The organism is Nitratireductor sp. ZSWI3 (assembly GCF_024655565.1).
Taxonomy (GTDB): domain Bacteria; phylum Pseudomonadota; class Alphaproteobacteria; order Rhizobiales; family Rhizobiaceae; genus Nitratireductor.
Map to the genome: position 1 here is coordinate 1 of NZ_JANKOF010000047.1, position 21,320 is coordinate 21,320.

Consider the following 21,320-nt stretch of genomic DNA (forward strand, 5'->3'; position numbering starts at 1 on the left):
GGGATTGCCCTGCCGCACGCGGGGAGGGGGTAAGAGTGAGGGGCCGGCGCCTATCCCTCACGCCGCCTTCTTCGCTTCCACGTCACGCTTCGGCGCGAAGCGCTCGTAGAAGGTCTCGCCACTCTCGGCCATGTCGAGCAGAAGCTTCGGCGCCTTGAACTGCTTGCCGTATTTCTTGGCGAGATGCTTCGTCATGGCGACGAATTTCGCCGCCCCCATGCCGTCGATGTAGGACAATGCGCCGCCCGTATAGGGCGCGAAGCCGAAAGCGAGGATCGAGCCGACATCCGCCTCGCGCGGGTCGGTGACGATGCCGTCCTCCATCACGCGGGCAGCCTCCAGCGCGATGGTGGACAGGAGGCGCTGCTTGATCTCCTCTATGTCCAGCTTCTCCGGCTTCTTCTGCGGGTAGAGGTCTTTCAGGCCGGCCCACAGATGCTTCTTGGCGGGCTTTTCCGGATAGTCGTAGAAGCCCTTGCTGTTCTTGCGGCCGAGGCGGCCGTGCTTCTCGACCAGCGTGTCGATGAGCTCCACATGGCGCGGGTCGACGGCCTTTGGGCCGAGATCGCGGACCGTCTGCTTCATGATCTTCTGCGCCAGGTCGATCGCCGTCTCGTCGGTCAGCGCCAGCGGGCCGACCGGCATGCCGGCCATCTTGGCGGCATTCTCAATCATCGCCGCCGGCACGCCCTCGATCAGCATGGTGAAGGCTTCCTGCATGTAGCGCAGCACACAGCGATTGACGTAGAAGCCGCGCGTGTCGTTGACGACGATGGGCGTCTTCTTGATGGCGCGGACATAGTCCATGGCCACGGCAAGCGCCTTGTCCTCGGTCTTCTTGCCGAGGATGATCTCGACCAGCATCATCTTGTCGACGGGCGAGAAGAAGTGGATGCCGATGAAGTTCTTCGGCCGCTTGGAATTCCTGGCGAGGCTGGAGATCGGAATGGTCGAGGTGTTCGATGCGAAGATGGCGGACGGCTTCAGCACCGCCTCGGCCTTCTCCGTCACACCCTTCTTGACCTGCGAATCCTCGAACACGGCCTCGATCACCAGATCGCAGCCGTCGAGCGCCGCATAGTCGTCCGAAGCGGTGATCAGCGACAGGAGCTTTTCCTTCTCCTCGGTCGTTGCGCGGCCCTTCTTGATGAGCCCGTCCATGAGCGAGGCCGAATGGGCCTTGCCCTTCTCGGCGGCCGGAACGTCGCGGTCGATCAGCACGACGGGAATGCCGGCCTTGGCCGTCACATGGGCGATGCCGGCGCCCATGAAGCCCGCGCCCAGGACGCCGATCTTCTTGAATTTCTTGGCCGGCACGCCCTCGGGGCGGCGCGCGCCCTTGTTGAGCTCCTGCAGCGAGACGAACAGCGAGCGGATCATCATCTTCGCTTCGGTCGTCTGCATGATCTCGGTGAAATAGCGCTGCTCGATGGTGAGCGCGGTGTCGAAGGGCACCAGAAGCCCCTCATAGACGCATTTGAGGATCGCCGTGGCGGCCGGATAGTTGCCATAGGTCTCGCGGCGCAGGATGGCGATCGCCGGCGGCCAGAGATTGGCGCCTGCCGCCGAATAGACGGGCCCGCCCGGCAGCCTGAAGCCTTTTTCGTCCCAGGGCTGGACGGGTTTCAGCCCGTCGAGGATCATCGTCCTGGCGGCCTCCACCAGCTTCTTGGGCGGCACGACCTCGTGCACGAGGCCCATCGCCTTCGCCTTCTGCGGCGAAAGGGTCTGACCGGTGGTCAGCATCTGCAGGGCTTCCTGTGGGTTGGCAAGGCGCGGCACGCGCTGGGTTCCGCCGGCGCCGGGGAAGATGCCCACCTTGACCTCGGGCAGGGCCATCTTGACCTGCGGGCTGTCGGCGACCACGCGGCCGTGGCAGGCGAGCGACAGTTCGAAGGCGCCGCCCATGCAGGTGCCGTTGATGGCCGAGACCCACGGCTTGCCGGAGGTCTCCAGCTTGCGCCACAGCCAGCCCATGCGGCCGGCGTTGTCGAACAGAAGCTTGACGGCCTTCTTGCGATCCTTGGCCTTTTCCTTCTCGAAGAGGCCGAGCATCTTCTGCAGCATGGTCAGGTCGGCGCCGCCCGAGAAGGTCTCCTTGCCGGAGGTGATGACGGCGCCCTTGACGGCCTCGGTGGCCGCGACGTGATCGACGATCGCCTCCAGCTCGTTCATCACCTCCTCGGTGAAGACGTTCATGGAGCGGTCGGGCATGTTCCAGGTGACGAGCGCGATGCCGTCCTTGTCCACATCGACGGTGAAATTCCTGTAGTCGGTCATGGTTCGGGTCCTCTTCCGGCGGATCAGACGCGTTCGATGATGGTGGCGGTGCCCATACCGGCACCGATGCACAGCGTGACGAGCGCGGTGTTCATATCGCGCCGTTCCAGTTCGTCGAGCACCGTGCCGAAGATCATGGCGCCGGTCGCGCCGAGCGGGTGGCCCATGGCGATGGCGCCGCCATTGACGTTGATCCTGTTCGGGTCGATGTCGAAGGCCTGGATGTAGCGCAGCACGACGGAAGCGAACGCCTCGTTGAGCTCGAACAGATCGATGTCGGAAAGCTTCATCTTGGCCTTTTTCAGAAGCTTCTCGGTGACGTCGACCGGACCCGTCAGCATGATCGCCGGCTCGGAGCCGATGTTGGTGAAGGCGCGGATCCTGGCGCGCGGCTTCAGCCCCATCGCCTTGCCGGCCTTGCGCGAGCCGAGCAGAACCGCCGCGGCGCCGTCGACGATGCCGGAGGAATTGCCGGCGTGATGCACGTGGTTCACCCCTTCGAGTTCGGGATAGCGCTGCACGGCGACCGCGTCGAAGCCGCCCATCTCGCCGGGCATGACGAAGGACGGGTTGAGCTGGCCGAGCGACTGCATGTCGGTGCCGGGACGCATGTGCTCGTCACGGTCGAGGATGGTGAGCCCGTTCTGGTCCTCGACGGGGATCACCGAGTTCTTGAAGTAGCCCTTCTCCCAGGCATGCGCGGCCCGCTTCTGGCTCTCGACCGCATAGGCATCGACGTCGTCGCGCGAGAAGCCGTATTTGGTGGCGATCAGGTCGGCCGAAACGCCCTGCGGCATGAAATAGGCCGGCAGGCCGACCGAAGGGTCCATGAACCAGGCGCCGCCCGACATGCCCATGCCGACGCGCGACATGGACTCGACACCGCCGGCGATGACGATCTCGTCGGAGCCGCCGGCGATCTTGGCCGCCGCGAGGTTGATGGCATCGAGACCGGATGCGCAGAAGCGCGAGATCTGGATGCCGGGCGCCGCATTCTCGTAGCGCGCCTCGAAGGCGGCCGAGCGCGGGATGACGGCACCGGCTTCGCCGACCGGATCGACGCAGCCGAAGATGATGTCGTCGACCTTTGCCGTGTCGAGGCCGTTGCGGTCGCGCAGCGCCTCCAGAACCTTCGCGCCAAGCCGCACGGCCGGCACTTCGTGCAGCGCGCCGTCCTTCTTGCCGCGGCCGCGCGGCGTGCGCACGGCATCGTAGACATAAGCGTCAGCCATTTTGGTCTCCCTGCTTTGCGGACCCAACGCGGGGCCTTGCGTTTCGTTCAAAGGCTCCTGGCGATCACCAGCTTCATGATCTCGTTGGTGCCGCCATAGATGCGCTGCACGCGGGCATCGCGATACATGCGCGCGATCGGATATTCGTTCATGTAGCCATAGCCGCCGTGCAGTTGCAGGCATTCGTCCACCACCTTGCACTGCAGGTCGGTGAGCCAGTACTTGGCCATCGAGGCGGTTGCCGTATCGAGGGTGCCGGCGATGTGGCGCGCCACGCAGTCATTGTAGAAGACGCGGCCGATGGTCGCCTCGGTCTTCAGCTCGGCGAGCTTGAACTGGGTGTTCTGGAAATCGATGACCTTGGCGCCGAAGGCCTTGCGCTCCTTCACATAATCGAGGGTCACGGCGAGCGCGCGCTCGATCATGGCGATCGCCTGGGCCCCGATCAGAAGGCGCTCCTGCGGCAATTGCTGCATCAGCTGCACGAAGCCCTGGCCTTCCTCATGGCCGATGAGGTTGGCGGTCGGCACACGCACGTCGTTGAAGAACAGCTCCGACGTGTCGTTCGACTTGAGCCCGATCTTGTCGAGGTTGCGCCCGCGCTCGAAACCGTCCAGCCCGTCGGTCTCGACGACGATCAGCGATGTGCCCTTGGCGCCCTGAGCGGGATCGGTCTTGGCAACGACGATGATGAGGTTGGCGAGCTGGCCGTTGGTGATGAAGGTTTTCGAGCCGTTGAGGCGATACTGGTTCCCGTCCCGCTCGGCGCGCGTCTTGACGCCTTGCAGGTCGGAGCCGGCGCCGGGCTCGCTCATGGCAATGGCGCCGATCAATTCACCTGTCGCAAGGCGCGGCAGCCAGCGCTTCTTCTGCTCCTCCGACCCGTAATGAAGGATGTAGGGAGCGACGATGGCGTTGTGCAGCGCGATGCCGAAGCCGTCGACGCCGACATGGCTGATTGCCTCGGCGATGGCGCTCTCATGGGCGTAGGTGCCTCCCGAGCCGCCGTAATCCTCCGGCATCGAAGCGCACAGGAGGCCGGCCGCGCCGGCCTTCCGCCAGCTCTCGCGGTCGAAGATCTCGGCGCTCTCGAAATCCTCGTAGCGCGGCGCGATCTCCTCGGAGAGAAAGCGGCTCGCCATGTCGTAGAGCATCGCGACGTCCTCGCCCGCCCAGCCGGGCCGGGGAAGACCGAGTATCGATTGGGGATCTGCCACCTTTACGCCTCCTCGTCGGCACCTGCGGGAAGTCTGTTCAGGCTAGAACAGACCTTCCCTGCCTGCCAATCAAAACGCTTCCGCCGGCAATGCCATCATCGTGTCCGCGCCGGTGGAGATGCGGGCGAGATGCGCCGCCGTCTCCGGCATGACGCGCTCCATGAAGTAGCGGCCGGTGACGATCTTCGCCTCGAAATAGGATGCATCCCCATCCGCACCCTCGGCAAGCCTGTCCTGCGCCGCCTTGATCATGCGGCCCCACATCAGGCCGAGCGCGACCAGGCCCATGAGATGCATATAGTCATAGGAGGCGGCTCCCGCATTGTCCGGTTTCTGCATGGCATTCTGCATCAGCCACAGCGACGCCGCCTGCAGGTCGTTCAGGCCTTTCTTGAGCGCCTTGGTGTAGGGGGCCATCGCCTCGTCGACCCGGTGCGCCTCGCAGAACTCGCCGACTTCCTTGAAGAAGGCCTGCACCGCGCGGCCGCCATTGGCCGGCAGCTTGCGGCCCACCAGATCGAGCGCCTGGATGCCGTTCGCACCCTCGTAGATCATGGCGATGCGCGCATCGCGCACGAACTGGCTCATGCCATGCTCTTCGATATAGCCGTGGCCGCCGAAGACCTGCTGCGCCATCACCGCATGCTCGAAGCCCTTGTCGGTCAGCACGCCCTTGATCACCGGCGTCATCAGCGCCAGATGGTCGGATGCCGTCTCGCGATCCTTCTCGTCCTCGGAGAGATGAGCGATGTCGGATTTGAGCGCGGTCATCAGGATGAGCGCCCGCCCGGCCTCGTTGAAGGCGCGCATGGTCATCAGCTTGCGGCGGATGTCCGGGTGGACGATGATCGGATCGGCCTTCTGGTCCGGCGCCTTGGGACCGGAGAGCGAGCGGCCCTGCAGGCGCTCGCGGGCATATTCGACAGCGCCCTGATAGGCGGCTTCGCCGACGGCATGGCCCTGCAGGCCGACACCGAGGCGCGCCTCGTTCATCATGGTGAACATGGCTTTCAGGCCGCCATTCTCCTCGCCGAGCAGATAGCCCGTCGCCGCGTCGTAGTTCATGACGCAGGTGGCGTTGCCGTGAATGCCCATCTTCTCCTCGATGGCGCCGCAGGAGACGGCGTTGCGGGCACCGAGCGCGCCTGCGTCGTCGACCATCACCTTCGGCACGATGAAGAGCGAGATGCCCTTCACGCCGGCCGGCGCGCCCTCGATGCGGGCGAGGACGAGATGGATGATGTTCTCGGCAAGATCGTGCTCGCCGGCGGAGATGAAGATCTTCTGGCCGGAGATCCTGTAGCTGCCGTCACCATTGGGCACGGCCCTCGTGGTCAGGAGGCCGAGATCGGTGCCGCAATGGGGCTCGGTCAGGTTCATGGTGCCGGTCCAGGTGCCCTCGATCATCTTCGGCAGCCACGTCGACTTCTGTTCGTCGGTTCCGTGGGCGAGGATGGCGGCCACCGCGCCCTGGGTCAGGCCGGGATACATCATCAGCGCCATGTTGGCGGAAACGAGATATTCGCTGACGGCCGAATGGACGGTGTAGGGCAGGCCTTGGCCGCCATATTCGGCCGGTGCGGAAAGGCCGAGCCAGCCGCCTTCGCAATATTGCCGATAGGCCTCGCCGAACCCCTTGGGCGTCGTTACCGACCCGTCCTCATGGCGGGCGCAGCCCTCCATGTCGCCGGTGCGGTTGAGCGGCTGCATGACATTTTCGGCGAGCTTGGCGCCTTCCAGCAGGATCGCCTCGACGACATCGGGAGATGCATCGGCAAAGCCCGGCAGATTGTCGTGATTGCCGTAGCCAAGCACGTCATTGAGCACGAAAAGCGTGTCGCGCACGGGCGCCCGATAGGTCGGCATGAGGGTCCTCCAGCTCTCAGATCAAGAGTGCGGTCACGAGCGGATCGCACGATGGTCGGCGTGCTTTAGCAAATTTTGACGTTTCCGTAAACGTCAAAAATAATCCGACCAACGCTTCCGCGCCTTACAGCGCCCGTGCTTCATCTGGATGACCGGGAGGAACGATATGGCAGGGCGGATTTCCCGCGCGCCCGACATCGGCGCGTGCAGGAACGCCCGAAACGGCAAGGCCGTCGGGTTGCCGGCCGAAGCCGGAAGAGGTGGCTCATCGTGCGGAAAACCGGATGCGCGGGCCGGCATGAGGGGATGCGGCCCCGCAGGCAGTCAGTCTTCGTTGCCGGAGGGCTGGATCCTGGCGAGCCTCTCGGTGATGTCGGCCACCAGCTGCTTGAGATCGCCGATCGCTTCTTCGAGCGTGTGACGCTGGCGTTCGAGGCGGGTCATCTGGCGCTCCGATTTCTTCAGCACCAGCCGGAACTGCTTCTCATTGGCGCCGTGCGGGTCGTGCAGGTCGAGCACTTCCTTGATGTCGTTCAACGAGAAGCCGATCTTGCGCCCGAGCAGGATCTGCTGCAGCCGCCGTTTGTCCTCGGCGGTATAAAGGCGGGTGGTTCCGACCCGCTCCGGGCTCAGCAGGCCCTTGTCCTCGTAGAAGCGCAGCGCACGCAGGGTGACGTCGAATTCGCGTGCCATTTCGCCGATGCGCGTGTAGTCCGCCGGCGTATCAGGAAAATCATTTTCCTCGGCTGCCTTCTGGGCGGCCATCGCAATGTTCATCATGATCACTGTTCCGTATCGAATAGCTCACTCCGGTCTGCAACCGGGCTGGCTTCCTTGTCCGGCATGCTCGCACGTTGCCCGAGGGGCGGTGTTCATGCGGCCGGACAGGCTCACAAGGGCGGGCTTATGCGGCCGACAATGCGGCATTACAAGGGCAGCTGTAGAAATTTGATCGCTTCCCCAAGGGCAGGTTCGGGAGATCGCGACGGCGCCGTCGGTAAGAATCGTTAACCCGCTGTTTACCATGATGGGCGAATTGTGGGCGCATCGGTGCGTCGCGCCTCCGTCGGTTTTCGGGAGGTCGCGGGCATCGATCGTAGGTGATTACCCGGTTTCAGTGCCGCCGTTCAGCGTCTGCGACCCGAGTGCGCCTGCGTGGCTAGAAATGTCTATGGCCAACCGGAAACGGTGGAGAGGCGGGCGTTCCGATGAACAACAAGCGTTCCTATCTGGATAACATCAATGCAGGCAGACGCCGCCGCCCCGGCTCGGACGAAACCCTCGACCAGATCAGCAGAACGCTCGACCATCTGGAAAGCCGGCTCGAGCACGCCAGAAATCCGCGCCCCGGACATCTGGAGGAAAGCGAGCTCGCGCGTCGCTTCCAGCGGCTCTCCGACAGCGTGTCCGGCGCCCGTTCGCGCACCGCGCCGCATTCCGAGCCGGTCGGTCGCGCTTCGTCCTCACAGGCCTCCCTGGAGCAGGCCGCACGCGCCCTGGAGCACACGCGCCGACAGGAACGCGAGGTTGCCTCGATCACCGGCATCGCCGGCGAGCTCAAGTCGCTGCGCGAGGATTTGCGCGATGTCATGCAGACCGGCATCAGCGGCGAGTTCGACATGCTGCGCCGCGAGCTGGCCGGCATCATGGCGGCCGTTCCGAATTCGGCGCTCAGCGGCGAGCTGGTGGTCGAGTTCGAACGGCTTTCCGACGCGATCGCGCAGCTCGCCGAGCGCAGCGACGACAGGAGCGTCAAGATGCTGCGCCTCGAGATGGAGGAGCTCAAATCCTCGATCTCGGCGCTGGCGCGAGAAGAGACGCTGCGTGCCGTCGATCGCCGCTGGGATGCCTTCGACGACCGCTGGACCGCCTTCGAGAACCGCATGTCGGCCGGTCTGCGCAACCCGGATCCGGCATTCGACATGCTGCATCAGCGGCTGGAGGAGATCGGCAGCGCCATCAACAGCCTGCCGGATTCTCTTTCGCTGCGGTCGCTCGATGAGCGCGTGCGCACGCTGGCGGCCGGGCTCGACAAGCTGGTCAGCCGCAAGGCGCCCGCCAATTCCGAACTTTACGCCGCCCTCGACGAGCGGCTCGACGAGATCTCCCGCGCCATCGCGGCATGCCTGCCGCGTGGGCAGGTCGCGAGCGTCGACCCCCAGCCCTTCGAGCGGATCGAAGCGCGCATTTCCTCGCTCGCCAATCAGGTCGCCGAGGTTCTGGCCGACCGGGCGGGAGACCAGGCGGTCGACCGCCTCGGCCTTCAGATGGAGGAACTCTCCAGGAGGGTCGACGACATCGCCAGCCGCATCGATCTGCCCGAGCAGATGGTCGAGCGGCTGGCCGGCCAGATCGCCGACATCGCCGACAGGCTCGACAATGCGCCGCAGTCGCAGGCGGCCGAGATGATGCTGCGCGGCATGGACGATCGCTTCGCCCACCTCTCGCAGATGATCGAGCAGCGTCGCGACGACGCGACCGAATTTGGCCGCTCGCTGGTCTACGACCTCGAGCAGCGCCTGCAGGAGATCACGGCGCGCCTGGATGGCCAGGCAGGCGGGCCGCCTGACGCCGCCGGCATCATGGCGAGCATCGACGAGCGCTTCAATGCGCTGGCTGCGCGCCTCGAGAGCAGCCTGCGCGAACCGCCGAACGCGGCCATGATCGGCGCGCTGGAGGCCCGGCTGGAAGACATTGCCGGGCGCCTGCAGTCTTCGTCGGCCGGAGCCTCGTCGGTCGATCCGGACGTCATCCGCAATCTGGAAATCCAGGTGAAGAGCCTTTCGGAGCATCTCTCACGGCCGGGGCTCGAGGTTCCCGAACTCGAGGACATCGGCCCGCGCCTCAAGAGCATCGAGCGCTCCGTTCAGGAAAACCAGGCCGCCGTTCTCGAAGCAGCCCGGCAGGCCGCCGCGCAGGCCATCGGCGCGCTCGGCGACAGCCCGCACACTGCCGCCGATCCGCATCTCAAGGAGGAGCTGAAGGCGCTGGAAGCGCTGGCGCGCAGATCCGACGAGCGCAACACCAAGACCTTCGAAGCGATTCACGACACCCTGTTGAAGATCGTCGACCGGCTCGGCACGGTCGAGAACGCGGCGAAGGCGATGCCCGCCGACAGCGGCCGGAAGATCGCCATCGAGTCGGCGCCCTCCATCGAACCGGGCAACGAGGTCTCGACGCTCGCCGAGGAAGAACGCGCCGACATTCCGCCCTATCGCTCGCCGGCGCAAGCTGCCGCCGCCGCTGCTCGGGCCGCCCTCGACGAGGACGGCGACGAACCGGACACGAGAACGGGCAAGGCCTCTCTCCTCAGCGGATTGTCGCGCAAGCTTGCCGGACGCAAGGACAAGCCCGCCACCGTGGCGCAAGAGCAGGTGGCGCAGGAGCTGGATGCAACCGACGAGACGTTGGAGATCGACGTCGAGCGGCTCCATGAACCGCTCGAGCCCGGCACGGGTACGCCCGACCTCAACGCCATCATGCGCCGCGTGCGCGACGAGAAGAAGGCACCGGCGCGCGACGGCAACGATGCGGCGAAGTCGGATTTCATCGCCGCTGCGCGGCGCGCGGCACAGGCTGCGGCCGCGGAAGCGGAGATCCTGAAGAAGCGCCAAGACGCCATCTCCGAATCGTCGGGGCGCTTCGGCTTCGGCAGGATCCTCAAGCGCGCCGGCAAGCCCGTCGCCATGGCGGTGGGAGCCGGCATTGTCGTGGTTGGCGGATTGCAGCTCGGCAAGGCCTATCTCTCCGAAACGACGGTCATCCCGTCGCAGATTGCCGCCGGCGAGGCGAAAAGCCCGGCGCCGCAGCCGGCGCGGCCGGTCGAGGACACTGTGGTGGGCGCTGCGAAGCCGATGACCGATCGCCCCGTGCGCGTTCTCGACGACGAGACGGAAGATGCCCGGGACGACGTGGTCGACACGCTCGCCGCCATGCCGCAGAAGGACGGCGCCTCCGCTTTGCAGGAGCCTGCGGAAAAATTCGTCGAGCGGCTGGATAAGGCGGACACGGCTGCCGGTGACGCGGCGCTGCCGGCGACGCCGGTGGCGGCCAAGGCTTCCGTCGACGACATTCCAATGGACGCCGGTCCGCTGCCGCTGCGCGAGGCGGCCGCTGCCGGCGATCCCAAGGCCCTGTTCGAGATCGGCAGCCGCTATGCCGAAGGGCGCGGCACCAAGCCCGACATGGCCAAGGCCGGAAAATGGTATGAGAAGGCGGCGGAGGCGGGCCTTGCCCCGGCGCAATACCGCATCGGCGATCTCTACCAGAAGGGCACGGGCGTCGAGCGCGACCCGGCCACGGCCAAGATGTGGCTGCAGCTCGCCGCCCAGCAGGGCAATGCCAGCGCCATGCACAATCTGGGTGTTCTCCATGCGTTGGGTGCGGCCGGTCCCGTCGACAACGACTCGGCCGCCCGCTGGTTCCTGGAAGCTGCCGAACACGGGATCAAGGACAGCCAGTTCAACCTCGGCATCCTGTCGGCCAAGGGCATGGGCGTGCCGCAGGACCTGACGGAGGCCTACAAATGGTTCGCGCTCGTGGCGATGACCGGAGACAAGGACGCGGCCGGCAAGCGCGACGAGGTTGCAGCGACGCTTTCGCCCGAACAGCTCAAGCAGGCCAAGGACAAGACGGCGCTGTGGAAGGCGAAGGCAGTCGAACCGGCGGCGAACGTCGTCGACATTCCGGATGCCTGGCGGGAGAGCCGGGAGATCACCGCCGGCATCGACATGAAGAAGGCCGTCGCCAACATCCAGCGCATTCTCAACAAGGAAGGCTTCGATGCCGGCACGCCCGACGGGCTGATGGGAGAGCGGACCAAAACAGCCATCAAGGCGTTCCAGAAGGCCAACGGCATGACGGCCAGCGGCGAGGTGGACGAGACGCTCGTGCGCGCGCTCCTGAAGCGGAACGGCGACGCCGCGGCTGTAAATTGAGGGCTAGGGTCAGGACCTATTAAAATGGCCACAATGGCGTTCGATAGACCAAGAGATGCAAGGAAAAGCCCGCAGAGCGGGGTCTTTCCCCCGGTCAAGGGCTTTGACGCGGCAGATCGCCGGTCTATCGAGCGTCCTTTGGATCGGCCTGATTTGCACGGGCTACTTTGTCGCAAGACCTTGAAAGACGTGAAGTCTTCCTGCGGTCCTGCTTCGCGTATCCGCACAAATCAGGCCGACCATTGCGGCCATTTTAATAGGTCCTGACCCTAGTGGTCTGACCGAAACGGATGGTACCCATCCGTTTCGATAAGTCAGCCCACAAGCTATTGATCTGGTGGGGCGATTTGTCCTGACAGATGGGTACCATCTGTCAGGATCGCACCACTAGGTCGCAGTCTTCGACAGGTTTTGTCGTTTTCTGCGGCAAGTCGTTCAAACTTTTCTGCATTTGACCCCGACATGGTTTGACTTCGCCATCATCAGGGAGCAGAACGAAGACACGCATAATGCTTCCACATATGGCCTGGCGCGTTCGCTGCCAGGCACGCAATGATTCGGGTGCCGCGGGTGGGTATTTATCTCCCCATCGCCGAAATGTCCGTGAACGTGTTCGTGCTGCTTGCCATGGGCGGCGCGGTCGGCTTCCTCTCCGGGATGTTCGGCGTCGGTGGCGGATTCCTGATCACGCCCTTGCTGATCTTCTACAACATCCCGCCGGCGATTGCCGTTGCGACCGGCGCCAACCAGGTGATCGCGTCGTCTTTCTCCGGGGCGCTCGTGCATTTCAAGCGCAAGACGCTCGACGTCAAGCTCGGCACGGTGCTGCTCGCCGGCGGTTTCGTCGGCGCCACGCTCGGCGCCCTCGCTTTCGCCTATCTGCGCCGGCTCGGGCAGCTCGACCTGATCGTCTCGCTGCTCTACGTCACCTTTCTCGGCGTGGTCGGCGGGCTGATGCTGACGGAGAGTATCGGCGCCTTGCGCCGGGCGCGGAGCGGCCAGGCCGTGTCGCTCAGGAAGCCGGGGCAGCACAACTGGATTCACCGGCTTCCGTTGAAGATGCGCTTTCGGGCCTCAAAGCTTTTCGTCAGCGTCATCCCGGTTCTCGGCCTCGGCGCCTTCATCGGCTTCCTCTCCTCGATCATGGGCGTCGGCGGCGGCTTCATCATGGTGCCGGCGCTGATCTACCTGCTCAAGGTGCCGACGAATGTCGTCATAGGCACGTCGCTTTTTCAGATCATTTTCGTTGCCGCCTATACGACGATCATCCATTCGACCGCCAACCAGACGGTCGACGTGGTGCTGGCTTTCCTGCTGATGGTCGGCGGCGTGGCGGGTGCGCAATACGGCGCCCGCGTGGGTCAACGCCTGCGCGGCGAGCAATTGCGGGCCCTCCTGGCGTTGCTTGTCCTGGCGGTCGCGCTGCGCCTTGCCTTCGATCTGTTCGTCCGCCCGGCCAGCGTCTATTCCCTGTCAGCAGGAGTCCTGTGAAGCCATGCCGTCGAAGGGGATCATCGCAGCGACGACGTTTCTGACCTTCGCACCGGTTCTGGGCGCGCGGGCGCAGAACGCGATTCCCGAGAACATCCAGATCGGCCTGTCGACGGACCGCGTTTCCATCACCTCCGATTTCGCCGGCGCGGAGCTGACGATCTTCGGCGCGCTCGACAATGCCGATCCGCTGGTAAGCCGGCAGGGCCGCTACGACGTGATCGTCGTCCTGGAAGGGCCGGCGCGCCCGGTGATGGTGCGCAAGAAGACGCGCGTTCTCGGCATGTGGATCAACACCGAATCCCAGATCTTCAGGGACGTCCCCGAATCCTACTCCATGGCGCTGACGCGCGCCCCGCAGGACATCACCGACCCGGCCGGCTATCGCCAGTTGGCGCTCGGCCCGTCCAACCTCTATCTGCAACCGCTGGACGCCGATGGCGACCCCAAGACGATCGAGGAGTTCACGGCGGCGCTGCGCGAGCGCAAGGAGGCTTCCGGTCTTTACTCCGTGCGCGTCGGCGGCGTGCGGTTCCTCTCGCAGAGCCTGTTCCGCGCCACGCTGACGCTGGCGCCGAACGTCGCCGTGGGCACGCATCGCGCCCGCGCCTTCCTGTTCCGCAACGGCATGTTCCTGCGCGAGACCTCGGCGCAACTCACCATCCGCAAGGCGGGCATGGAACAGCGGCTTTACGAGTTCGCGCAACAGCACGGGCTGATCTACGGCATCGCTGCCGTGCTGATCGCCATCATCACCGGCTGGATCGGGCGGCTCGTCTTCCGCAAGGACTGAGGAACTGCTCGCCTATCGCAGCAAGCTGCCGGCAATGGCGTAAATGCCTTGCCGGCCGAGCATGTAGGCCGTCAGCCGCTCGCGCGTGAAGAGGCCGGCGAAGGCGCGGTCGAGCACGTTCAGCGTTCCGGTCAGGCTGCCGAAGGCCGGCATGATGAGGCGGGCGCCGTCGGAGGCGAAGCAGGCGCGGCGCACGGACCGGCCGCGCCGCACGATGCGGGCGCCCGGGTGCAGGTGGCCGGCGATCTCGCCCGGCGCTGCGCCCGGCGCCGGCTCGTGCCTGAAGGTGAGGCCGTCGATGGCGATCTCCTGCGCCGTCCGCCCGGGCAGGCCCGGCGGCGGTGCGGGATCGTGGTTGCCGGCGATCCAGTGCCAGTCGCGCCCGGCCATCAGCGTCACGAGGTGGTCGCGAAAGGTCTCCGGCATTTCAGCCGCGCCGTCGCCGTCGTGAAAACTGTCGCCGAGGCTGATGACGATGCCGGGATCGTGATCGGCGATGACGGCGCCGAGCCGTCTGAGGGTCGCGGCCGTGTCGTAGGGCGGCAGAAAGCTGCCGCGCCGGGCAAAGGCGGCCCCCTTTTCCAGATGCAGGTCGGAGACGACGAGCAGGTCGAGCGCCGGGAACATCAGCACGCCTCGCCAGTCGCACACTGCCGTCTCGCCGGCGAGTTCGATGGTCAGGCAGGTGCTGGCATCCGTCGCCGGCGCAAGGCTGTTCATCCGTCCATCGCCTCCTGCATCAGTTCTTCACCCGAAAGTCGCGAAGCCTCTCCGAGCAACGCCTCGTTGGCATCACCGGCGACCGCTTCCTTGCCGATCTCCAGCATGATCGGCACGGCAAGCGGCGAGATGCGCTCCAGCGATTTATGCACGATTCGCCCGCGAATGCGCGACAGCATCTCGCCCAGCCTCCTGACATCGAGCAGGCCCAGTGCGGCATCGGCCCAGGTGGCCTGCAACAGGATGTGATCGGGCTCGTGCGCGCGCAGCACGTCGTAGATGAGGTCGGCCGAGACGGTGACCTGACGCCCGGTCTTTTCCTGACCTGGATGACGCTTCTCCACCAGCCCGGAAATCAGGGCGCAATTGCGGAAGGTGCGTTTCAGCAGCCAACTGTCGGCGATCCAGGACTCCAGGTCGTCGCCGAGCATGTCCTCGTCGAGCAGGGCGGCCAGGCTCAGCGCCCGGCGCTTCAGCATCGCGCCCATGTCGTTGAGGCCCCACACGGCGATGGCGTAGTCGTTGGCGACGAAGCCCAGCGGATGGGTGCCGGCGCGCTCCAGGCGGCGCGTCAGGAGCATGCCGAGCGTCTGGTGCGCAAGGCGGCCTTCGAACGGATAGAGCACCATGTAGTGGCGGTTGCCGCGCGGAAATGTCTCGACCAGCAGGTCCTGGCGCCGCGGCAGTAGCGACTTGTCGCGCTGGATCGACAGCCATTCGGCGACCTGCTGAGGCAGGGCCTGCCAGCGTTTCGGATCGGCCAGCATGGCGCGCACCTCGCCCGCCAGATAGGTCGACAGCGGGAACTTGCCGCCGGCATAATAGGGGACCTTGGCATCGTCGCCGCCGCCTGCGGAGACGTAGCACTCGTTCTCGCGAATGCCCTCGAAGCGCAGCACCCGGCCGGAAAAGAGGAAGGTGTCGCCGGGCGCCAGCGTTTCGAGGAAATACTCCTCGACCTTGCCGAGCACCGGGCCGCCGCGCGAGACGCCGCCGCGCCCGCGCCGCACCATGCGGATGTTGAGCATCGGCGATTCGACGATGGTGCCGACATTGAGGCGGTATTGCTGGGCGACCCGCGGATGCGAGACCCGCCACAGGCCGTCGGCGGTCCTGCGGATGCGCGCGTAGCGCTCGTAGCTCTTCAGCGCATAGCCGCCGGTGGCGACGAAATCGACGATGCGGTCGAAGGTCGGCCGGTCGAGGCCGGCATAGGGGGCGGCACTAATGATCTCGCCATACAGGACATCCGCGTCGAACGGTGCCGCGCAAGCCGAGCCCAGCACGTGCTGGGCGAGAACGTCGAGCGCTCCGTCGACCAGCGGCGGCGTGTCCTGGGCGCCCAGATAGTTGGCTTCGAGGGCGGCGCGGCACTCCATCACCTCGAAACGGTTGGCCGGCACCAGGATCGCCCGGCTCGGCTCGTCCATGCGGTGGTTGGAGCGGCCGATGCGCTGAGCGAGGCGGCTTGCCCCCTTCGGCGCGCCGACATGGATGACGAGGTCGACATCGCCCCAGTCTATGCCGAGATCGAGCGTCGAGGTGGCGACGATGGCCCGCAGGCTGTTGGTCTCCATCGCCTTCTCCACCTTGCGGCGCTGGCCGACGTCGAGCGAGCCGTGATGGAGGGCGATGGGCAGGTTGTCGTCATTGGCGCGCCACAGCTCGCGGAACAGAAGCTCGGCCTGGCTGCGCGTGTTGACGAAGAGCAGGGTCGTGCGGTGGGCGCGGATCGCCGCGTAGATCTTCGGGATGGCGTAGAGCGCCGAATGGCCGGCCCAGGGCACCCGCTCGTCCGTTTCAAGGATTGTGATGTCGGGTTTCGCCCCGCCCGTCACGGTGACGATGTCGGACAGCGCGCCGGGCGGATCCTGCGGCACGAGCCAGCGGCGCAGTTCGTCCGGCTCGGCGACCGTGGCCGACAGGCCGATCGCCTGAAGGGCAGGCCGCATGCGGCGCAGGCGGGCGAGCCCGAGCGACAGAAGATGCCCGCGCTTGGAGATGACCAGCGAGTGCAATTCGTCGAGCACGACGAAGCGCAGATCGCTGAAGAAGCGCTCGGCATCCGGCGAGGCGATGAGCAGGGCGAGCTGCTCGGGCGTGGTCAGCAGGATGTCGGGCGGGGCGTGTTTCTGCCTTTGGCGCTTGTGGGCGGGTGTGTCTCCGGTGCGGGTCTCGATGGAGATCGACAGACCCATTTCGGCGACGGGTAAGTCGAGGTTGCGGTGGATGTCGACGGCCAGCGCCTTGAGCGGCGAGATGTAGAGCGTGTGGACGCCGCGCCAGGCTTCGCCCGGCCTGGGTTTCCGCTGCTCGGCGAGATCAGTGAGCGACGGCAGGAAGCCGGCGAGCGTCTTGCCCGCGCCCGTCGGAGCGATCAGCAGCGCAGAACGCCCGGCCTGCGTGCGGGCCAAGAGTTCGAGCTGATGGGCGCGCGGCTGCCATCCGCGCTTGGCGAACCACTCGCCGAAGGGCGCAGGCAGATAGGGCGCGGCTCCAAAGCCGGTGGGGCGGGTCCGGTGTTCCAAGATGGATCAGAACTAAACCAGAACGGATGGGTCGCCAAGAGGGACCTCGGCCTATTGTCGGCCGTGATCAGTTCCGAACCAGTCAAGCTGGCACCTGATTCCCGTAAACGTCAGCGGGCTGTCCTCGACGCCGTATCGGAGCAGCACCCGGAACATTCGCATGTGCGCGTCCGAGGGGGGCAGCGCTTCAATCACAGTGGCCACATTGGAGAGCCTCGACGTGCACAGGAACCGTCGGGCATGCGCGTGCTGAACGATAAGAAGCGTTGCTATGGATGCCGAAAATATATTACGCGCGATCTTTTTCACTTTAGTACTCCTTATTAAAATACATTTTATCATAATCGAAAAACATACAAAATTTTTATTTTATAATTGTAATTACTTATAAATATTATATATAATTACTTAATACTTACATTGATGACTGAGATCTGACGCCTGGGGCAAGGACAGCGGCCGGCGCCAAGCCCGTCTCAACCCCCCGTCGGACGGCGACGACGATCAATCCCTCCATCGGCTCGCCGCGATCCATGCGGATCGTCGCCCGTTCGAGTGAGGAGACGTCGAAGCCGACGGCCGACAGGCTGGCGCGGAGGTGTGCTTCGGAGTGAGCATAGCGCTGCGAGGATCTCAGAACCATCGCCTCCGGTCCTGAGTGATGCTCCGTCGAGAACGCGAAGAGCGCGCCCGGTGCGAGGGCCGCTGCCACCACGGCAAACAGCCGGTCAAGAGCACCCAGATATATGAGCACATCTGCAGCCGTGACGAGGTCGACCTGGTGCGGCAGGGCTGCGAGCGTCATCAGGTCAGCGCGAGCCAGCCGGTCGTAGATGCGCTTGGCCTCGGCACGTTTCAGCATCTCCGACGAGATGTCGAGACCTTCCAGAAAGCTCACTGTGCCGCGCACCCGCTCGCCCATCAGTCCCGTACCGCAACCAAGATCGATGGCGTGCGCGAAGCCGGGACGCCCCTGTCCGGCGATGGCGTCGGAGAGAAGCTCCGGCACGCGGTAGGCGAGCTTGTCCACCAGCGCTTCGTCGAAGGTGCCGGCATATTGGTCGAACAGCGTCTCGACGAAGGCCGAGGGAACCGCCTCCATGCCTTCGAGCGCGCCATGGAGCTCCAGTTTCAGTGTAGCCCCAAGCCGGTCGCTTGGGTCGAGGCGAAGCACCGTGCGCCAGGCGTCGATTGCCGCGGCGGTCTCACCCGCCTCCACCAGCATCTCGCCGTGGCGGAAATGGCCTGCAGACCAGGAGGGAGCAAGCGCCAGCGCCTCGCCCATCAATGCGGCGGCGGCCTTGAAGTCGCCCGCCTCACGCAGCATCGAGGCATAGTCGGCCCGGCGATCGGCCAGAAGATTGCCGGAGGAAAACGAAAGCGGGGTCATGGAGCATGGTCCGGAACCGCCCCGTGGGTGGGCGGCGAGCGCTTATGCGCGAGAACAACACTCCTGACAAGCGCGTCTTTCGCGGGCGGAAAAAAAGCCTATCCTCCAGGGTCATGAGGCCACAGGATCTGCTCCACCCGTGTCCCGAAGGGCTCTATTGCCCCCTTGGCGACTTCTTCATCGACCCGGTGCGCCCGGTGGATCGGGCGCTGATCACGCACGGCCATGCGGACCACGCGCGCGCCGGCCACCGCACCGTCCTGGCGACCCGGGAAACGCTCGACATCATGCGGCTGCGCTACGGGGCGGATTTTGCCGAAAGCCGGCAGGTCGCCGCCTATGGGGAAGGGCTCGACATTGGCGATGTGCGCGTGTCCTTTCATCCAGCCGGCCACGTGCTCGGCTCGGCCCAGATCGCGGTGGAGGCGAACGGCCTGCGCATCGTCGCCTCGGGCGATTACAAGCGGCACCTCGATGCCACCTGCACGCCGTTCGAGCCGGTACGCTGCGACGTCTTCATCACCGAGGCGACGTTCGGCCTGCCGGTCTTCGTGCATCCGGCGCCCGAGGTGGAAGCCGAACGGCTCGCGGCATCGCTCCGGCAGTTCCCCGAGCGGGCGCACATCGTCGGCGCCTATTCGCTGGGCAAGGCACAGCGCGTCATCAGCCTGATGCGCTCCATCGGGCATGACGAACCGATCCTGATCCACGGTGCGCTGGCGCGGATCAGCCGATACTACCAGGGGCAGGGCATCAAGCTCGGCAGGCTCGAGCCGGCGACCGTCGAGGAGGAAACGGCAACGCGCGGCGCCGGCCAGATCATCGTCGCCCCACCCTCCGTTCTGGGCGACCGGTGGACGCGCCGCTTCGCCGATCCGCTCAGCGCCTTCGCCTCGGGCTGGATGCGCATCCGCCAGCGTGCCAGGCAGCGCGGCGTCGAGCTGCCGCTGATCCTGTCCGACCACGCGGACTGGAACGAGCTGACGGCGACGATCCGCGAGACCGGGGCGGGCGAGGTGTGGGTGACGCATGGGCGGGAAGAGGCCCTGGTGCGCTGGTGCGAGCTGCACGGCATCGCCGCCAGGCCGCTCAATCTCGTCGGCTATGAAGACGAGGCCGATTGATGCGGCGTTTCGCGGATATCCTCGACCGTCTCGTGCTGACGCCGGCGCGCAACGGCAAGCTGCGGCTCCTGGCCGATTATTTCCGTTCGGTGCCCGACCCCGACCGGGGGTATGCGCTGGCCGCGCTCACCGGCGGGCTCGACTTTCCGGCGGTCAAGCCGGCGATGCTGCGGGCGCTGGTCACTGAGCGGATGGACGAGGTGCTGTTCGCCTATTCCTACGATTACGTGGGCGACCTGGCGGAGACGATTTCGCTGGTATGGCCGGCGCCGGACGATGCGAGCGCCGAGGCGCCGGCGCTCGGCGAGGTGGTGAACACGCTGAGCCGGGTCAGCCGTTCCGATGCGCCGGCGGTGATCGCCGATCTCCTCGACCGGCTCGACCCCTCGGCGCGGTTCGCGCTGATCAAGCTCGCCACCGGCGGCCTGCGCATCGGCGTTTCGGCCCGACTCGCCAAGCAGGCGCTGGCGGCGATGGGCGGCAAGGATGTCGGCGAGATCGAAGAGCTGTGGCATGGTCTTGAAGCGCCCTATGAGGCGCTCTTTGCCTGGCTCGAAGGGCGTGCCGGAAAGCCGCAGAGCGCGGCTCAGGGCCAGTTCCGCCCGGTCATGCTGGCCCACCCTGTCGGCGAGGGCGATCTCGAAAAGCTGGACCCGGCCGACTACGCGGCCGAGTGGAAATGGGACGGCATCCGCGTCCAGGCCGTCTGCGAGGGCGGCGTGAGGCGACTCTATTCGCGCACCGGCGACGAGATCTCCGGCGCCTTTCCGGACCTGATGGAGACGCTCAGTGGGCAGTTGGCGCTCGATGGCGAATTGCTGGTCGGCGACCCACGCTTGAGGACCGGGAGCTTTTCCGATCTGCAGCAGCGGCTGAACCGCAAGACGGTGTCGAAGAAGATGCTGGCCGATTATCCCGTCTTCATGCGCTGCTACGATCTCCTGCAGCGAGGCGAGCAGGATATGCGCCCGCGCCCCTTTGCCGAGCGGCGGGCCCTGCTGGAGGACCTTTTGCCGACGCTCGATCCGCAACGCTTCGATCTGTCGCCGCTGGTGGATTTCGGCGATTGGGCGGAGCTGGAGCATAAACGCAGCAACCCGCCGCACCCGATCATCGAGGGCGTGATGCTGAAGCGCTGCGACGCCGCCTATCTGCCGGGCCGGCCGAAAGGGCCCTGGTTCAAGTGGAAACGCGATCCCTTCACGGTCGACGCGGTGCTGATGTATGCGCAGCGCGGACACGGCAAGCGGTCGAGCTACTATTCCGACTACACGTTCGGTGTCTGGGCGGGCCCCGAGGACGACCTCCAGCTCGTTCCGGTCGGCAAGGCCTATTTCGGCTTCACCGACGAGGAACTGAAGCTGATCGACAAATATGTACGCGACAACACGGTCGAGCGTTTCGGGCCGGTCCGCTCCGTGCGGGCAGAGCCCGGCCACGGTTTGGTGCTGGAGGTGGCGTTCGAGGGGCTGAACCGGTCGACGCGGCACAAATCGGGCATCGCGATGCGCTTTCCCCGCATCGCCCGGCTGCGCTGGGACAAGCCCGCCGCCGAGGCCGATCACATCGAAGCGCTGACGGCCCTTCTCGACGCTTAGCGGTTCCGGCTTTGGCTGAAGCGGCCGACCCCTCAAGGGGGAGGGAAGCCGGGTGTGCGCTCGATCATCCCCCTCCCCCTTGAGGGGAGGGGCAAGGGGTGGGGGTACTGCGGCGCCCCTTGAGGGGAAGGTGGCCGCCCCGTT

At 65.7% G+C, this 21,320-nt stretch carries 13 protein-coding genes; 5 read left to right on the forward strand and 8 right to left on the reverse strand.

From position 1 onward, the window contains the following. Positions 1 to 57: 57 nt before the first annotated feature. The 5 genes from NUU27_RS14835 to NUU27_RS14855 form a co-directional block, all read right to left on the reverse strand. Positions 58 to 2,280, reverse strand: coding sequence for a 3-hydroxyacyl-CoA dehydrogenase NAD-binding domain-containing protein (locus tag NUU27_RS14835; RefSeq protein WP_257762902.1), 2,223 nt, complete (start codon positions 2,278 to 2,280; stop codon positions 58 to 60). A gap of 23 nt (positions 2,281 to 2,303) precedes the next feature. Then, the gene (locus NUU27_RS14840) at positions 2,304 to 3,512 is read right to left on the reverse strand and encodes an acetyl-CoA C-acetyltransferase (RefSeq protein WP_257762903.1); all 1,209 of its coding nucleotides are present in this window, start codon (positions 3,510 to 3,512) and stop codon (positions 2,304 to 2,306) included. Positions 3,513 to 3,559: 47 nt separating this feature from the next. Continuing rightward, positions 3,560 to 4,666, reverse strand: coding sequence for an acyl-CoA dehydrogenase family protein (locus NUU27_RS14845; protein ID WP_257762929.1), 1,107 nt, complete (start codon positions 4,664 to 4,666; stop codon positions 3,560 to 3,562). Between the two features lie 132 nt (positions 4,667 to 4,798). Then, positions 4,799 to 6,595, reverse strand: a complete 1,797-nt coding sequence (locus NUU27_RS14850; RefSeq protein ID WP_257762904.1) for an acyl-CoA dehydrogenase C-terminal domain-containing protein — start codon at positions 6,593 to 6,595, stop codon at positions 4,799 to 4,801. Between the two features lie 324 nt (positions 6,596 to 6,919). Further along, positions 6,920 to 7,375, reverse strand: coding sequence for a MerR family DNA-binding transcriptional regulator (locus NUU27_RS14855; RefSeq protein ID WP_257762905.1), 456 nt, complete (start codon positions 7,373 to 7,375; stop codon positions 6,920 to 6,922). A gap of 428 nt (positions 7,376 to 7,803) precedes the next feature. Between NUU27_RS14855 and NUU27_RS14860 the strand changes: the two genes are divergently transcribed. From NUU27_RS14860 to NUU27_RS14870, 3 genes are all read left to right on the forward strand, one after another. Next, on the forward strand, positions 7,804 to 11,532 hold the full coding sequence (locus tag NUU27_RS14860) for a peptidoglycan-binding protein (RefSeq protein WP_257762906.1): 3,729 nt from the start codon (positions 7,804 to 7,806) through the stop codon (positions 11,530 to 11,532). Positions 11,533 to 12,102: 570 nt separating this feature from the next. Continuing rightward, complete coding sequence (locus NUU27_RS14865; RefSeq protein ID WP_257762907.1) at positions 12,103 to 13,023, forward strand: sulfite exporter TauE/SafE family protein; 921 nt, start codon at positions 12,103 to 12,105, stop codon at positions 13,021 to 13,023. Positions 13,024 to 13,027: 4 nt separating this feature from the next. Then, positions 13,028 to 13,816 carry a TIGR02186 family protein gene (locus tag NUU27_RS14870; protein ID WP_257762908.1) on the forward strand — a complete coding sequence of 263 codons (789 nt, stop codon included), beginning with the start codon at positions 13,028 to 13,030 and terminating at the stop codon, positions 13,814 to 13,816. A gap of 12 nt (positions 13,817 to 13,828) precedes the next feature. Here NUU27_RS14870 and pdeM read toward each other — a convergent pair whose 3' ends face one another. The 3 genes from pdeM to NUU27_RS14885 all read right to left on the reverse strand — a co-directional run bounded on the left by pdeM (position 13,829) and on the right by NUU27_RS14885 (position 18,454). Next, positions 13,829 to 14,536 (reverse strand): ligase-associated DNA damage response endonuclease PdeM, encoded by a 708-nt coding sequence (gene pdeM / locus NUU27_RS14875; protein WP_257762909.1) that lies wholly within the window; start codon positions 14,534 to 14,536, stop codon positions 13,829 to 13,831. After that, positions 14,533 to 17,064: a ligase-associated DNA damage response DEXH box helicase gene (locus tag NUU27_RS14880; protein ID WP_257762910.1), complete on the reverse strand. Its 2,532-nt coding sequence runs from the start codon at positions 17,062 to 17,064 to the stop codon at positions 14,533 to 14,535. Before NUU27_RS14880 ends, pdeM begins: the two co-directional genes overlap by 4 nt. Positions 17,065 to 17,479: 415 nt before the next feature. Beyond that, on the reverse strand, positions 17,480 to 18,454 hold the full coding sequence (locus NUU27_RS14885; RefSeq protein WP_257762911.1) for a methyltransferase: 975 nt from the start codon (positions 18,452 to 18,454) through the stop codon (positions 17,480 to 17,482). A 113-nt stretch (positions 18,455 to 18,567) separates the two neighbouring features. Here NUU27_RS14885 and NUU27_RS14890 point away from each other — a divergent pair, with 113 nt between their 5' ends. Both NUU27_RS14890 and NUU27_RS14895 read left to right on the forward strand, forming a co-directional pair. Then, positions 18,568 to 19,578, forward strand: a complete 1,011-nt coding sequence (locus NUU27_RS14890) for a ligase-associated DNA damage response exonuclease (RefSeq protein WP_257762912.1) — start codon at positions 18,568 to 18,570, stop codon at positions 19,576 to 19,578. Next, the gene (locus NUU27_RS14895) at positions 19,578 to 21,176 is read left to right on the forward strand and encodes a cisplatin damage response ATP-dependent DNA ligase (RefSeq protein ID WP_257762913.1); all 1,599 of its coding nucleotides are present in this window, start codon (positions 19,578 to 19,580) and stop codon (positions 21,174 to 21,176) included. Before NUU27_RS14890 ends, NUU27_RS14895 begins: the two co-directional genes overlap by 1 nt. The last annotated feature ends 144 nt before the right edge of the window (positions 21,177 to 21,320 follow it).